The sequence below is a fragment of the Flavobacterium sp. ZE23DGlu08 genome (assembly GCF_030505335.1).
Classification (GTDB): Bacteria; Bacteroidota; Bacteroidia; order Flavobacteriales; family Flavobacteriaceae; genus Flavobacterium; species Flavobacterium algoritolerans.
On sequence record NZ_CP130045.1, the window covers coordinates 3,751,967 to 3,766,402 of the forward strand.

General features: G+C 33.3%; 14 protein-coding genes. 4 read left to right on the forward strand and 10 right to left on the reverse strand.

Going from position 1 to position 14,436, the window contains the following annotated elements; genetic code table 11:
- Positions 1-38: 38 nt before the first annotated feature.
- The 5 genes from Q1W72_RS16415 to mnmE all read right to left on the reverse strand — a co-directional run bounded on the left by Q1W72_RS16415 (position 39) and on the right by mnmE (position 4,354).
- Complete coding sequence (locus Q1W72_RS16415) at positions 39-329, reverse strand: helix-turn-helix domain-containing protein (protein WP_302136510.1); 291 nt, start codon at positions 327-329, stop codon at positions 39-41.
- A 341-nt stretch (positions 330-670) separates the two neighbouring features.
- A complete protein-coding gene (locus Q1W72_RS17060; RefSeq protein ID WP_367881672.1) occupies positions 671-850 on the reverse strand; it encodes an IS3 family transposase in 180 nt (59 codons plus the stop codon).
- 181 nt (positions 851-1,031) lie between these two features.
- Complete coding sequence (locus tag Q1W72_RS16420) at positions 1,032-2,174, reverse strand: site-specific integrase (protein ID WP_302136512.1); 1,143 nt, start codon at positions 2,172-2,174, stop codon at positions 1,032-1,034.
- On the reverse strand, positions 2,171-2,734 hold the full coding sequence (locus Q1W72_RS16425) for a helix-turn-helix domain-containing protein (protein WP_302136514.1): 564 nt from the start codon (positions 2,732-2,734) through the stop codon (positions 2,171-2,173). The genes Q1W72_RS16420 and Q1W72_RS16425 overlap by 4 nt, the downstream gene beginning before the upstream one ends.
- A gap of 231 nt (positions 2,735-2,965) precedes the next feature.
- A complete protein-coding gene (gene mnmE / locus Q1W72_RS16430; RefSeq protein WP_099715405.1) occupies positions 2,966-4,354 on the reverse strand; it encodes a tRNA uridine-5-carboxymethylaminomethyl(34) synthesis GTPase MnmE in 1,389 nt (462 codons plus the stop codon).
- Between the two features lie 178 nt (positions 4,355-4,532).
- Between mnmE and Q1W72_RS16435 the strand changes: the two genes are divergently transcribed.
- The 3 genes from Q1W72_RS16435 (at position 4,533) to Q1W72_RS16445 (ending at position 8,118) form a co-directional block, all read left to right on the forward strand.
- Positions 4,533-5,363, forward strand: coding sequence for a universal stress protein (locus Q1W72_RS16435; RefSeq protein WP_099715406.1), 831 nt, complete (start codon positions 4,533-4,535; stop codon positions 5,361-5,363).
- Positions 5,364-5,448: 85 nt separating this feature from the next.
- The gene (locus Q1W72_RS16440; protein ID WP_099715407.1) at positions 5,449-6,282 is read left to right on the forward strand and encodes a universal stress protein; all 834 of its coding nucleotides are present in this window, start codon (positions 5,449-5,451) and stop codon (positions 6,280-6,282) included.
- Between the two features lie 63 nt (positions 6,283-6,345).
- Positions 6,346-8,118, forward strand: coding sequence for a DNA mismatch repair protein (locus Q1W72_RS16445; RefSeq protein WP_099715408.1), 1,773 nt, complete (start codon positions 6,346-6,348; stop codon positions 8,116-8,118).
- A 277-nt stretch (positions 8,119-8,395) separates the two neighbouring features.
- On the opposite strand, the gene dnaN is transcribed toward Q1W72_RS16445, so the two are convergent.
- From dnaN to Q1W72_RS16470, 5 genes are all read right to left on the reverse strand, one after another.
- The gene (gene dnaN / locus Q1W72_RS16450) at positions 8,396-9,514 is read right to left on the reverse strand and encodes a DNA polymerase III subunit beta (RefSeq protein ID WP_099715409.1); all 1,119 of its coding nucleotides are present in this window, start codon (positions 9,512-9,514) and stop codon (positions 8,396-8,398) included.
- A gap of 103 nt (positions 9,515-9,617) precedes the next feature.
- Entirely contained in the window at positions 9,618-11,303 is a 1,686-nt protein-coding gene (gene gldG / locus Q1W72_RS16455) for a gliding motility-associated ABC transporter substrate-binding protein GldG (RefSeq protein ID WP_302136521.1), read from the reverse strand.
- On the reverse strand, positions 11,303-12,028 hold the full coding sequence (gene gldF / locus Q1W72_RS16460; protein ID WP_302136523.1) for a gliding motility-associated ABC transporter permease subunit GldF: 726 nt from the start codon (positions 12,026-12,028) through the stop codon (positions 11,303-11,305). Before gldF ends, gldG begins: the two co-directional genes overlap by 1 nt.
- 61 nt (positions 12,029-12,089) lie before the next feature.
- A complete protein-coding gene (locus Q1W72_RS16465) occupies positions 12,090-12,386 on the reverse strand; it encodes a putative quinol monooxygenase (RefSeq protein WP_302136525.1) in 297 nt (98 codons plus the stop codon).
- Positions 12,387-12,450: 64 nt separating this feature from the next.
- Entirely contained in the window at positions 12,451-13,278 is an 828-nt protein-coding gene (locus Q1W72_RS16470) for an S-adenosyl-l-methionine hydroxide adenosyltransferase family protein (protein WP_099715413.1), read from the reverse strand.
- Positions 13,279-13,461: 183 nt separating this feature from the next.
- On the opposite strand from Q1W72_RS16470, the gene Q1W72_RS16475 reads away from it, so the two are divergent.
- Positions 13,462-14,412 (forward strand): PhoH family protein, encoded by a 951-nt coding sequence (locus Q1W72_RS16475; protein WP_099716327.1) that lies wholly within the window; start codon positions 13,462-13,464, stop codon positions 14,410-14,412.
- Positions 14,413-14,436: the final 24 nt, after the last annotated feature.

Sequence of the window (14,436 nt, forward strand, 5' to 3'; positions counted from 1 at the left end):
TGGTTAGAGTTTAATTGACTGTACTCGTTATGACACTATTATTTTAAGAGTTCAAGATCCTGGAGTTTTCTTCCCAGTTCATCATCTGCAGCGAGTTTTAAAAAATCATCCTGAAGTCCTAATACTCTTAGCACATTAAAATAAGCACCAATAGCAACGCTAGGATTACCTTTTTCTATTTGATATAAAGTAGTCCTAACAATATCTGCTCTTTCTGCTACCTGAACAGCTGTTAGCTTTCTTCTTTTCCTGGCTAGTTTTATGTTTTCTCCCATCTGCTCTAATGTTATTTGGTGCTTAGGAAAAACGGTTTGTTTCTTTCTGCTCATTGTTTGAAATGTTCATTATTATGAACAAAAATAATGTTTATGTTCATAATAACAAACATTTTGTGTTTTTTTATCTTTTAAAGTTAGGGCTGTTCGATCTTTTATGACTATTTGTTTTAATTGCTATTTTTAAGAATTATTGGTTTATTATCATCTGAATCTTCTCTTTACTATTTGCATTTTACCACGTATTGCGCAGCAAAGTACAATTGAAATGCTCAATCAAATGAGAGTGAATTCGTCTATATTTTACTCTCGTTTTATCTTGGGTGAAATTCTTTGTTTGTTTTTACCCATTCATTTTTAATTTTCACTCAGCAATTTTAGATATTCAAAAATATTCAGGTTGTCCAAATGCCTGTGCCTTCTGTTAGTGTCGTAAAATTTTTCAATATATTCAGAAACTGAAGATTCAGCTTCGTGCTTGTTTTAAAACGATTCTGGTAGATAAGTTCTACTTTTAAAGTCTTGAAGAAATTCTCTGCAACTGTATTATCCCAGTAGTTTCCTTTTCTCGACATGCTTCAGGTAACTGATTTATGATTGCTTAATTCACGAACAAATTCTCCGCAGGCGTATTGTATTATCCAAGGTGAAAAAAAACTAAAAAACAAGTTAAAATATTGTTTATTAATGTATTAACTTGTTTGTTAGTTGTTGTTTTACGATATTTTGTTTTGCTATTTTCCAGTATTAAAAACTTTACTTAAATGAAATTTTATTAGTTGTTTCCCTTTTTCTCTCGTCGATGATTTTCGTATAGATCTGAGTGGTCTTTATATTTTTGTGCCCCAACATTTTCGATACCGTAAAAATGTCAGTACCTGCTGCCATCTGCAATGTTGCATACGTATGTCGAAAGCAGTGAAATGTAATGTGTTTTTCAATTGATGCGTCTTTAACCCAAATAGGCAGTAAACGATCCACGTCCCATTTTTTTAAATTTAAAAAGATTTTCCCATGCTCCATTCTTTGTTCACCTAAGAATTCAAGCGCTTCCTCAGAAATAGGTAGAGTAACTGGCTTATCCGTTTTCTGCTGTTTAAATCTTATATAATACCCTTCTTGTTTGCTGTATTGTACTTCTTCCCATGTAAGTTTTGATATATCGGAATAGCGCATGCCTGTGAGCAGAGAAAAAAGACTGATACGTTTGACAATTTCTTTTTTACAAGGGGTTTTAAATAACCTTACAGCTTCTTCCATGGTTAGAAAATTCCTTTGGGACTCTTGTTCCTTTATGCTTTCAATTGCAGCATTGACATCGGTCTGTAATAATCCTTTTTTGTATGCTTTTCGAAGAGTAGCTTTGATCTTATTGAAATAAGTTAAAGCTGTATTCTGAGCTAAAAACTTACCTTTTTTCCTAATACATTTTGCCTTTAAGAGATACTCCCTAAAATCTTCTATAACAGTCACATCGATATCCTGTACTAGTATATCCTCATTCTTAAGAAAATTTTCAAAGTGGATAATGGCATAAGTCCAGATATCACCGTTATTGCCCGTTTTATGCTCTGCAACAAGCTTGAGATACTGCAGAAATGATTTTTCGCCAATCTCTTTAAGACGAAGTTGCTCCAGCTCAAAAGTATTGTAGATCTGCGGCTTATTTACTTCATTAAACCTATTTGCACAAATAATTTCAGCTTTATATAGATTCTCAGAATTCATGGTTTTTTCAACATTATTTTTTGGTTTAGGAACGAGGTATAAACTTAAATACTCCCTACGGTAAAGTTTATGCGTCTTAGGATTGTATACCGGAGGGAAAAAATCAAGATATAGTGTAATCTTACCACTTGGCAGTTTCCTTTTTCTTAGCGTAACATTTATATTTTTCATCTTCCCACAGCATTAAAAATTATATCAATATCCTGTTTGGCTACACAGGTGAATTTTCCAACGGAATATTTTACTATACCCTGCCGTTGAATCAATAGATAGAGTGCTCCTGAAGAAATATTATACTTCTGTTGAATTTCCGTTATAGTATAGCAATTGTCAAAACCAGGGAATTGCTGTCCAGTTTTCAAGGTTACATCCTGTACAGGAATTGCAAAAAAAGCTTCAAGATCGCATCTCCGGATAACAGTTCGTTTGCCAAACTTTGCAATGTCCAGCTGTCCATTGTTAACTAACCTGTAAAGCGTACTTCGGCTGATTCCAAAAAGAAGGGTTGCCTGAGTAATTTTTAAAAACTCAAGTGGCTTTATTTTTTCCAAATCTGTGTTTAAAAGCTGAACGATCTCGTTATTGCTTTTTTCTACTTTTTCTTTGCGTACCAGTGATTTATAACCACGGCTGTTGCAAATGTGCGAACAATACCGTGTGCGCGTTGTTCTGGCTGTGAACTGTTTTTTGCAGTGCTCACAAATTCTGTTAACCTCAATGTTAGAACTCATAATGTGACTAATTTTGTGTCCCATTGTGTCTATGTGTCTCTCTGTGTGTCATCATTTCGCCAAAAAAAATTCCGATGAGGAAAATTATTTTCGTGGTACAATAATGGTACAAAAAGGAACAAACTATCTGCAAATAAAGCTAAATAAACAGAAAGAAGAATCCCAGTTAAAATGCCGTTTTATGACATTTTAACTGGGATTCTTTGTTTTATTTTGTGATGTTTTGTTTTGCTACTTTCCGATGCAGAAATTAGCAAAAATATTACCAAGCAATTCATCATTGGTTACTTGCCCGGTTATCATCCCAAAATGATATAAGGACTCTTTAATATCTAGAGCCATCAGGTCACTGGACAAGTTGGTTTCCAGTCCATATTTTACTTTTTGTATTTCATCTAAAGCTTTCAGTAATGAATCGTAATGTCTTGTATTAGTTACAATTGTTTCATTATTACGTAATGCTCCAGTATTGACAAATGATAACAATTGATTTTTTAAATCCTCAACGCCCAGTTTTTCTTTTGCAGAAATAAGTAAGATTTCGGGAATTTCAGATTTTATATTTTGGATTTCACTGTCTTCTAGTTTGTCGGCTTTATTACCAATAATTACAAGCGGTTTCAATGGAAATTGATTTTTAATTTTCTCCAATTCTACTTTCAACTTTAAACCTGAAACTTTAAACTCCGAACTATCAAACAGAAAAACGACTACTTGCGCTTGTTCTATTTTTTCGAACGTTTTTTTGATTCCAATGCTTTCCACCACATCTTGAGTTTCCCGAATCCCAGCCGTATCGATGAATCTAAATCCGATTCCGCCAATCACTAATTCATCTTCAATAGTATCACGTGTTGTTCCTGCAATTTCCGAAACGATGGCGCGTTCCTCATTTAATAAAGCATTCAAAAGAGTAGATTTCCCTACATTAGGTTCGCCAACAATAGCTACTGGAATTCCATTTTTGATGACATTCCCCACCGCAAACGAATCGATTAATCGTTTTAGAACAAATTCAATTCTGTTTAATAATTCATGAAATTGTGTTCTGTCGGCAAATTCTACATCTTCTTCAGCAAAGTCTAATTCGAGTTCGATTAGTGACGCAAAATTCAATAGTTCTTCTCTCAGTTTCGCTATTTCATTGGAAAAACCACCACGCATTTGCTGCATCGCAATCTGGTGCGAGGCTTCATTGTCTGATGAGATTAAATCGGCAACCGCTTCTGCTTGTGATAAATCAAGTTTTCCGTTTAAAAATGCGCGTAGCGTAAACTCACCCGCATCTGCCATGCGACAACCTTTTCGGAGCAATAACTGAATAATTTGTTGTTGAATATAGGTTGAACCGTGGCAGGAAATTTCAATCGTGTTTTCCCCGGTATAAGAATTCGGGCCTTTAAAAATAGACACCAAGACTTCATCCAAAGTTTTGTTATTGTCCACAATATGACCCAAGTGCAACGTATGTGTTTTTTGTGTTAGTAAATTTTTGTTTTTAATGGATCGAAAAACAGAATCACCAATAGTAATGGCATCTTCGCCGGAAATTCGAATTACGGCTATTGCTCCGGCTCCCGAAGGAGTTGCCAGTGCTACTATGGAATCTTGAGGTATCATATTTTTATTCAATTTTATGCAAAAGTAAGTAAAATTGACAACGCAACAAGACCTGCTTATTAAACCATTAACTTTATTTTTTGTTAAAAATTAGCCAAACTGATAATTATCATATTATTTTATTTTTTCTTTCGTAAATTTATATAGATTATTGATTTGCAGTAAATTAGTAAATATTATGAAAAAAATTCTATTTCCAACAGACTTTTCAGAAGTATCTAAAAATGCATTTATTTACGCATTAAAATTGGCAGATTCTATAGATGCTGAAATTATTACTATGCACGTTTATCAATTACCACAGGCGAACTATGTGAATGTTTCAGAATACTTACATGAAATTTATGATGTTACAGAGTTGAGTAATTTTGAAAACTACAAAGATGAAGTTCCCATTTTAAGGCATATTGCCGAAGAAAATAATTTGGGTAAAGTAAAAATTAGCCATGTTTTAATTTTAGGGAATTTAATTCATGAAATCGAAAAAATTACGAAGCATGAAAATATAGATTTTATAGTCATGGGTACTAAAGGCGCGACGGGTTTAAAAGAGACTTTTTTAGGGACTGTCGCCACAAAAGTGATGAATGACGTAAAAGCAGTTGTTTTGGCTATTCCTGAGCGTTGTAAATACCAACCCATAAAAAATTTACTTTTCATTACAGAATATAAACCTGAAGATATAGAATCCTTTATACGGGTTATGGCTTTGGCGAAAGTATTTCAGGCCCATATTGATTGTTTGCGTGTAGAATCGTCACATCATAATGGTAAGAATGACTACATGAAGGATTGGAATGACTTAATTAAAAACCACAATATTGCTTTGCATTCCATTTCAGGCGATGATGTTGAAGGTATAATATTAAATTTCATGGATTTACATAAAATTAATATGATTGCAATGCATGTGTACCATAAAAATTTCTTTCAAAAATTATTTGAAATCAGTCTTTCAAAAAAATTAGCATTTCATGTCAATGTGCCTATTCTGGCGATTCACGAGTGAATTTAATTTTGATATTATTTAAAGAATCGAAAAAAATAATTCAGTAATTTATTTTAGTAAATGAACTATTTTAATACTTAATAAAATGAAAAAAATTCTATTTCCAACAGATTTTTCTGAAGTCGCCACAAATGCTTTTGTCCATGCTTTAGAATTTGCAAAAATAGTTCAGGGAGAACTCGTTTTATTGCACACATTTGAATTGCCAATATATGACAATCAGTTTTTTCCTGAAAATTATGCTGTCATTTATGATTCTTTAGAGTTGTCCCAATTTGATATGTTTAAGGACGAAATCCCAAAATTGCGTGCCATAGCCGAAGAACGTCATTTGGATAAAATTAAAATGGCACACAGGCTTATGGATGGAGATTTACTTTTTAACATCAAAAGATCGATTAAAGAAGACAAAATAGATTTTGTAATAATGGGTACTTCTGGAGCTACCGGATGGGATGCTTTTTTTGTAGGCACAAATGCGGGAGCTGTAATCTCAGGAATTGATGTCCCAATGTTATGTGTACCAGCTGAAGCAAAATTCAAAAAAATAGAAATCATCGGATTTACAACCCGTTTTAGAACCAAAGATAAAAAAGCACTAAAAATGGTTTTGGATATTGCTAAAAAAACAAAAGCCAAAGTGAAATGTCTTTATGTAAAAACCAGTGATTCTGATGTTTCAAAAGATACTGTGGCTAAATGGGAAGAAGAATTTATTAATGAACCTGTAGAGTTTTTTGTGATAACGAGTGATGAAGTCAAAGAAACAATTTTGGACTTTATCATGTATAAAGAGATTGATATCTTGACGATGCTCACCTATAAAAGAGGTTTTTTTGAAGCGATTTTCAAACCTAGTCTGACAAAAAAAATAGCGACAAATTTTGATGTTCCAATTTTAGCGATTCATGTTGATTAGTGTATTAAATTGGTTTTCACCCGAGATCTAATTTGCTATATTTGTCATTCATTCAAATGAATTATGGAAATATACAAAGTCAAAAAAGAAGCGTTTTCAGCAGTATTAAATGGAATTAATAAAAAGTACAATAGTATAAGCATATTACGATTGCTGGCTATTGTATTTTTTTTGGTATCCATGTATTATTACATCAAAAACAGCGAAATTATTTTCATTGTTTTGTCAGTGCTTCTTTTTGGATTATTTGTATTCTTGATGCGCATTCACACCAAATTACTTTTCCGAAAGCAAGTCAATAAAGCGCTATTGGAAATCAATCAGAATGAAATTTCCTATCTGGAAAGAAATAAAATCCCTTTCGAAAACGGACAAGAATTCAATGATTTTCACCATCCGTATGCGTATGATTTAGATATTTTCGGAGAACATTCTTTGTTCCAAAACTTGAATAGAACTGCTACTTATATTGGTAAAAAAACATTGGCAAACCAACTTTTAACGCTTTTACCAAATGACGAAATTGTTAGAAATCATCAAGCAGTAAAAGAATTATCTGAAAAATTAGATTGGCGTCAGGAATTTTTGGCTTTCGCCAAAATAAGTAATGATAGTCAATCGAATTATGAGACTTTGCTCAAGTGGAGTGTATTCAATAGTTCGCCTTTATCCAAAATCAGTGTTTTTATATCTTACTTTTCACCACTTCTTTTTCTTGGGGTTTTGATTGTCTATTTAGTGACTTCTAATATCATTTTTGCTTCTGTTTTATCGTATTTGTTTGTATTTAATTTAATCGTTTTGGGTCGATTTATAAAGCGAATTCAAATCGAAATTGCCAATTCTACTAATATTGATAAAACCATTCATCAATATAGTTTGTTGCTTCAGAAGATTGAAGAAGAGTCTTTTCAGTCGGAAAAACTAATCGATTTGCAACAAAAACTAACCTTTAAAAAAGAAAATGCCAGCGTTCATTTCAAACAATTAGCCGATTTATTTTCGAGAATGGACAGTATCTCGAATTTAGTAACCGCTGTTGTATTCAATGGAACTTTTCTTTTTAATCTGCATGTTTTAAAATCTTTAATTCAATGGAAAAACGACCATAGGGCGGCGTTGGAAGATTGGTTAGAAGTTATCGGTGAATTCGAAATGTTGAACAGTTTGGCCAATCTTTCTTATAATAATCCGGAGTTTGTATATCCAACATTGAACACGAATTTTGAAATTGATTTTACAGATTTAAGTCATCCATTACTAAATGAAAAAACCAGAATTGGGAATGATGTGTGTTTTCAACCGCAATCATTTATGATTTTAACGGGTTCTAATATGTCAGGAAAAAGTACATTTTTGAGAAGTTTGGGAATCAATATGGTATTGTCAGGAATGGGTTCACCGGTTTGTGCCAGCCAAGCAAATGTGCATCCGTTACCAGTTTTAGTTTCCATGCGATTATCGGATTCGTTGTCTGATAGTGAATCGTATTTCTTTGCAGAAATAAAACGCTTAAAGCAAATTATGGATGAACTGGAAGACAGACCCGCTTTTGTTTTGCTAGATGAGATATTACGCGGAACCAATTCAGATGATAAACGAAATGGAACAATCGAAGTAGTTAAAAAAGTGATTGGTAAAAAAGCAGTTGGAGCCATTGCTACACACGATATTGAAGTTTGCCTGACTACAAATGAATATCCAAATATACTAACCAACAAATGTTTTGAAGTAGAAATTATCAATAATGAACTCCATTTTGATTACAAACTTCGAGACGGAATTTGTAAAAACAGAAGCGCTACATTCCTGATGAAAAAAATGGGAGTGATTTAGTTAGTATACAGTGTTCAGTTTGTCTTTGCGAGGAACGAAGCAAACCCACTAATACGAGCAATCATAGCTAATCATCGAAGATGTAAATACGATATGAGATTCATCCTTCGTCGGAATGACAAAAATACAAAAGTAATAAAAGCAGAAAACCGTCCTGATAAATCGAGACGGTTTTTTAAATATAAAAATGGTTTGGTTAATAGCGTATTTGTTATGCAATGGTAAGTATTATATTTCAATTTTAAAAATCAAAATATAACAATTTCAAAATATAATGTTAACTGTTCAGCATTACTGGCATTACAAGCATGGTAACAGTTTCACCTTCTTCTAATCCATCAACAGGAGTAAGAATTCCGGCTCTGTTTGGCAATGACATTTCAAGCATAATCATATCCGATTGTAAGTTAGTCAACATTTCAGTCAAGAAACGAGAATTATACCCTATTTGCATATCATCCCCTTGATAATCACAAGTCAATCTTTCTTCGGCTTTGTTAGAATAGTCAATATCTTCAGCAGAAACATTCAATTCAGCACCAGCGATTTTCAAACGAATCTGGTGTGTAGTTTTGTTCGAAAAGATAGCCACACGACGTACAGAACTCAAAAATTGAGAACGGTCAATCATTAATTTATTTGGATTCTCTTTTGGAATAACCGCTTCGTAATTTGGATATTTTCCATCAATTAAACGGCACATTAAAACATAATTATCAAAAGAAAAAGTAGCATTCGAATCGTTATATTCAATTTTTACTTCAGCATCTGAAGTTCCAAGAATATTTTTTAAGATGTTCAAAGGTTTCTTTGGCATAATAAAATCAGCCACTTGAGAAGCGGTTACATCAGTACGCGCATATTTCACTAATTTGTGTGCATCAGTAGCTACAAAAGTCAATCCTTGTGGCGAAAACTGGAAGAATACACCAGACATTACCGGGCGTAAATCATCATTTCCGGCAGCAAAAATAGTTTTGCTTATGGCTGTTGCCAAAACATCAGCAGGAACAAGTGTTACAGATGGATCGTCTAAGTTTACCGATTTTGGAAATTCGTCTCCAGGGGCATAAGCTAAAGCATATTTTCCAGAATTAGAACTGATTTCTATCGTACTGTTTTCTTCAACCGTGAAAGTTAAAGGCTGTTCCGGGAATGTTTTAAGGATTTCCAAAAGCAATTTTGCAGGGACAGCAACGCTTCCTTTACTTTCTGAATCAATTCCTAAAGTAGCAGACATGGTTGTCTCTAAATCAGAAGCAGAAACCGTTAGCACATTATGGTCTAAATCAAATAAAAAGTTATCTAAAATAGGCAAAGTATTACTGCTGTTGATAACGTTACCTAAAACTTGTAATTGTTTCAATAAGTACGAACTCGATACTATAAATTTCATCTGTTTTGTTTTATTTTTTAAGGTATTTCTTTAATTCAGAAATACGATACATTTTACAAATATATCGTAAACTATTCTAGTTTGGAAACTTTTTTATTAACATCTATTTGCTGTATTTTCTTTTTCGAAGGAAAGTAAATACGACACCAAAAAGACCTAAAATAAGAATTGGAAGCCCGATAGTTAGGATTTGTGTTCGGGTATAGTTTTCATAAACTTTTTCTTTATCCAATAAAGGTAAATCAAGATCTTTGCTTCGAATGTTAATAAGTCCAGTATCATCCAATAGATAATTCACGCAATTTATGAGGAAATCTTTATTATCATACAAATTTCCAGACCTTTGGTCGTAGCCCAATTCTATCGGTTGAAAGTTTTTATCCAATTGGTTTTTTATCAAATCCCCATCTGATATCACAATCATTTTGTTCTCTTTTCCTGTGGCTTGAAATGTTTTTTGTTCAAATGGCAACACTCTATTTTCAAACATGGAATGGAATGAGCCTTCCAATAAAACCGATAATGGAATCTTTCCTTTGTTCAGGTAATCAGCAGGCGAAGTTTCTTCGGTAACGATATTCAAATTGACTTCTGTTGGAGTTCCTATTTTTTTTGAATACTGTGACGATTGCAACAAAATGGTTTTCTTAATTCCGTTTTTTAAGGTGTCAATTGGATTCGCAAAATCAAATTTGATTCCACCTAAGTTTTTCACAATCGGATGCAAACTGTTTGGATACACCTGAGGTGCAAATTTCCAGTTGAATTCCTGAAATTGAGTTGCACTTCCTTGTTCTCCAGTAGCCAGTTTTATTGGACTTCCTTGTTCATCTTTTACTAAATCAGGATTGATTCGGATTCCGTATTTAAAGAACATATCATTCAAATTCAAATCTTTTGGATAGGCTAGAGTGGCTCCGGATGAATCATACAAACTATCCATTTCTGCCGTAACTTGGTCAATCAACCACAATGTTTTTCCGCCGTTGATGATAAATTGGTCTAAAACCTGCTTCTCCGCATCAGTAAATGTTTCGGTAGGTTTTGCAATAACAGCCAAGTCATATTTTTCTAAAGCTTCCAGACTTTCTATTGGACTTTTGGCAACCGAATCTAATGTAAATGGGCCAATATGGTAGCTTTCGCGCACTTGTAAAAGAAATTTAGCCATCAAAATATCTTGCAATTCTCCATTTCCTTTGATAACAGCGATTTTCTTTTGCTTTGCTTTAGTAACTTTATTCAAAGCCTCAGCAATTGAGTATTCCAAATGCTGAACAGATCCAATCACTTTTTGAGTAGTTGTTGCTCCCATAATGTTTTTCAACAATGGAATATTAACTTCCTTATTATCATAAACGGCAATTGCCCAAGGAAAAACCATTGCTTGAGATTGTTTTCCTTTATCGTCAACGGTTATGTTTATTGGCGTAAGCCCTTTTCGATACAAATCTTTAATATTGTCCATGCTGGCGTCTTCGTTCTCCAAAGGATCTACGAATTCAAAAACAATATTTTTGTTGTACGCTTGGAATTCTTCCAATAATTGCTTCGTTTCTAGTTGTAAACGTTTGAATTCAGCTGGTAAATCACCTTGCATATACACTTTTATAGACAACGGATTTTGAACTTGCTTGATGATGTTCAATGAAGTAGGGGAAAGCGTGTATCTTTTATCTTTTGTTAAATCAAAACGATGAAAAAAGGAACTTCCTATTACATTCGCAAGCACTACAATTGCAAGGATTATCAATACTGATTTCAGGTTATTTTTCTTAGAAGTAGTCATTACGATTTGAAAGATTTTAGATTATAAACAGTAAATGAAAGAAAGACAACGGTTATGCTTGTAAAATAAAGAATATCTCTTGTGTCTAATACGCCTCGGCTCATACTTTTGAAATGATCTTGCATTCCTAATGAGGCAATTATGGAAGATACATTTGGAACAACAGAAGCTAAACCTTCAAATCCAAAATAAAAGAAGAAACATAAAAAAACGGCAACAATAAAAGCTACAATCTGGTTATCAGATAATGTTGATGTGAAAATTCCAATAGCTGAATACGCAGCAATCAGGAATAATAATCCAAAATAAGAACCAATTGTGCTTCCCATATCGAGATTGCCTTCCGGTATTCCTAAATTAGAAATAACGGCTACATAAATGAATGTTGGGATAATTGCCATTACAATCAAAAGCAAAGCGCCAAGAAATTTTCCGTTTACGATTTGCCAAATACTTAATGGTTTAGTCAATAATAATTCTAATGTTCCTTGTTTTTTTTCATCCGAAAAACTACGCATTGTTACTGCAGGAATCAAGAATATCAAAATCCATGGTGCCAAAGTGAAAAATGGAGTCAAATCAGAAAAACCGGTATTCAGAATATTATAATCTCCTTCGAAAACCCAAAGAAACAATCCGTTAATAATTAGAAAAATGGCAATAACTAAATAACCTATAGGCGAACCGAAAAAGGATTTTATCTCTCGTAAAACTATTGATTTCATTCTTTATGTTTATTCGTTTATTTGTGTATTCGTTGATTTGAAACTGCTAACTGAACACTGATCACTGCAAACTGACCACTTTATCTACGCTCCACGCTTCTGGTTTGTCGTTGAATAATTTCTTGGTGAATGTCCAAACATCGTAAAAAAGTTCGGAATTTCTATAATTTTCTAAGTCAGTTTCGGTTTCCCAATAACTGTAGGTAAAGAAAATACTTTTATTGTTTTTATCCTGATACAATTCTAAGAAACGATTTCCGGGCGCATTTCGTATTTTATCTTTCATTAACTCAAAGTTTTCTAAAAAAGCAGGGATATGTTCCTTGTGAAAACTCAATTTTACTATTCGTACAAACATTGTTTTTTTGTTTAAAGTTTAAAGTTCAATACGTTTAAAGTTGCTCAACTTTAAACCTTAAACTTTAAACAAATTTTATAATTATAATATCTCTATAACTCAATCCCAATAAACTATTTGCCGAACCTACTTTAGAAGGATTGCTTCTGAAAATTGCAATTTCAAGAAAACCGGCTTCGTTGAAAATGGCTAATTTTTCGCCTTCGTAGGACTTGATAGGATATTTATCTGAACTTGCAATTGCGGAATAGTTGGGCAAAATTGTTTTGATATTTTTGGTTTTCAAAACAATTTCATACGGTCTTCCTTTGGCAACTTCGATAAAATATTTTTTAGAAATATTGGTAATTACATTCCCAAAATGGTCAATGTAAATCACATGACCTTTTAATGAATTCCCATCATCCGAAATTGTGGCTTGCAGATTTGTAACTTGCTTAATCGTATTTATTTCTTTACCAATGACATTCATTAAACCGCCTTTGGCTAAATGGCAGGCTACTTTTACAAATACGTCCAGATCAGTAGCTTCGCTTGGCAAACGATCATGAATATTAATTGCGACCATTTTTTGCGGAACAATTTTTTGCGAAAGCATACTTAAAATCCCATTATCGGCGGCAATAAAATAATGATTGTTCCATTGCATCACAATATGCTGATTCTCTTTATTCGATTCCATATCCACTCCTACAAGATGAACCGTGCCTTTTGGAAAGCTCGCGTAGGATGCTCCAATAATGTAACTTGCTTCTACCGTGTTGAATGGATCAATATCATGTGAAATATCAATAATTAATGCTTCGGAATACTCAGACAAAATTTTCCCTTTCAACGCACCTACAAAGTGATCTTTCAAGCCGTAATCGGTAGTTAGGGTAATTATTGACATAAATTTGTTTATAACTATTTGGTGTTATGTAAACCTAATTTTATTAAATTTGAGAAGTGCAAAGCTAATAATAGTAAACTCAAAAAACGAAAAACAAAAAACAATTTCTATTTAAAAACAAGAAATATACCCGACAGCCAATTGATTTATAAAAAAATTAATTCTAATTTAAAACTACCTCATTTGAACGAAAGAATAATCGAGCTCATAGACATCGCTCCAAAAGACTTTTGGGGCGCTCAAGACACTCATCTTGAAACAATTAAAAAATACTACCCAAAATTAAAGATTGTCGCTCGGGGAACAACTTTAAAAGCTTTTGGAGAAAAAGAGGTTTTAGACGAGTTCGAAAAACGTTTTCAGCGGTTAATGCTTCACTTTACACGTTACAACACTATTGATGACAATGTTATTGAACGTGTTATTCTAAGTGACGGTCAAGACGAGAGAAGAGCCTTGGGACATGATAAAATTTTAGTACACGGAGTAGGAGGAAAAATCATCAAACCTATGACACCCAATCAACAATTGTTGGTGGATACCATGGAAAAGAATGATATGGTTTTTGCTGTAGGACCTGCCGGAACCGGAAAAACGTACACCGGTGTTGCTATGGCTGTGAAAGCATTAAAAGAAAAACAAGTTAAACGTATTATACTGACACGTCCAGCGGTTGAAGCAGGGGAGAACCTTGGTTTTTTACCTGGCGATATGAAAGAAAAATTAGACCCTTACATGCAACCTTTGTATGATGCTTTGCGCGATATGTTACCTAACGAAAAACTGGAAGATTATATTTTAAAGGGAATTATTCAAATAGCGCCATTGGCATTCATGCGTGGTAGAACGTTAGATAATGCTTTTGTAATTTTGGATGAAGCACAAAACACTACGCATTCACAAATGAAAATGTTCTTAACACGTATGGGTAAAAGCGCTAAATTTATGATTACCGGAGATCCTGGACAAGTTGATTTGCCACGAAGAACCATTTCTGGACTCAAAGAAGCTTTATTGGTTTTGAAAGATATTGATGGAATTGGAATCATTTATCTGGATGACAAAGACATTGTACGTCACCGATTAGTGAAAAAAGTGATTGATGCTTACAAGATGATTGAGAATAACGATTAATAAAAAATAAGTCACTTAGATACA

Excerpts from the sequence above, each read along its gene's own strand:
- gldF (WP_302136523.1), bottom strand. The coding sequence starts at position 12,028 with ATGAAATCAATAGTTTTACGAGAGATAAAATCCTTTTTCGGTTCGCCT.
- Q1W72_RS16470 (WP_099715413.1), bottom strand. The coding sequence starts at position 13,278 with ATGTCAATAATTACCCTAACTACCGATTACGGCTTGAAAGATCACTTT.
- mnmE (WP_099715405.1), bottom strand. The coding sequence starts at position 4,354 with ATGATACCTCAAGATTCCATAGTAGCACTGGCAACTCCTTCGGGAGCC.
- Q1W72_RS16415 (WP_302136510.1), bottom strand. The coding sequence starts at position 329 with ATGAGCAGAAAGAAACAAACCGTTTTTCCTAAGCACCAAATAACATTA.
- Q1W72_RS17060 (WP_367881672.1), bottom strand. The coding sequence starts at position 850 with ATGTCGAGAAAAGGAAACTACTGGGATAATACAGTTGCAGAGAATTTC.
- Q1W72_RS16465 (WP_302136525.1), bottom strand. The coding sequence starts at position 12,386 with ATGTTTGTACGAATAGTAAAATTGAGTTTTCACAAGGAACATATCCCT.
- dnaN (WP_099715409.1), bottom strand. The coding sequence starts at position 9,514 with ATGAAATTTATAGTATCGAGTTCGTACTTATTGAAACAATTACAAGTT.
- Q1W72_RS16420 (WP_302136512.1), bottom strand. The coding sequence starts at position 2,174 with ATGAAAAATATAAATGTTACGCTAAGAAAAAGGAAACTGCCAAGTGGT.
- Q1W72_RS16445 (WP_099715408.1), top strand. The coding sequence starts at position 6,346 with ATGGAAATATACAAAGTCAAAAAAGAAGCGTTTTCAGCAGTATTAAAT.
- gldG (WP_302136521.1), bottom strand. The coding sequence starts at position 11,303 with ATGACTACTTCTAAGAAAAATAACCTGAAATCAGTATTGATAATCCTT.
- Q1W72_RS16440 (WP_099715407.1), top strand. The coding sequence starts at position 5,449 with ATGAAAAAAATTCTATTTCCAACAGATTTTTCTGAAGTCGCCACAAAT.
- Q1W72_RS16435 (WP_099715406.1), top strand. The coding sequence starts at position 4,533 with ATGAAAAAAATTCTATTTCCAACAGACTTTTCAGAAGTATCTAAAAAT.
- Q1W72_RS16425 (WP_302136514.1), bottom strand. The coding sequence starts at position 2,734 with ATGAGTTCTAACATTGAGGTTAACAGAATTTGTGAGCACTGCAAAAAA.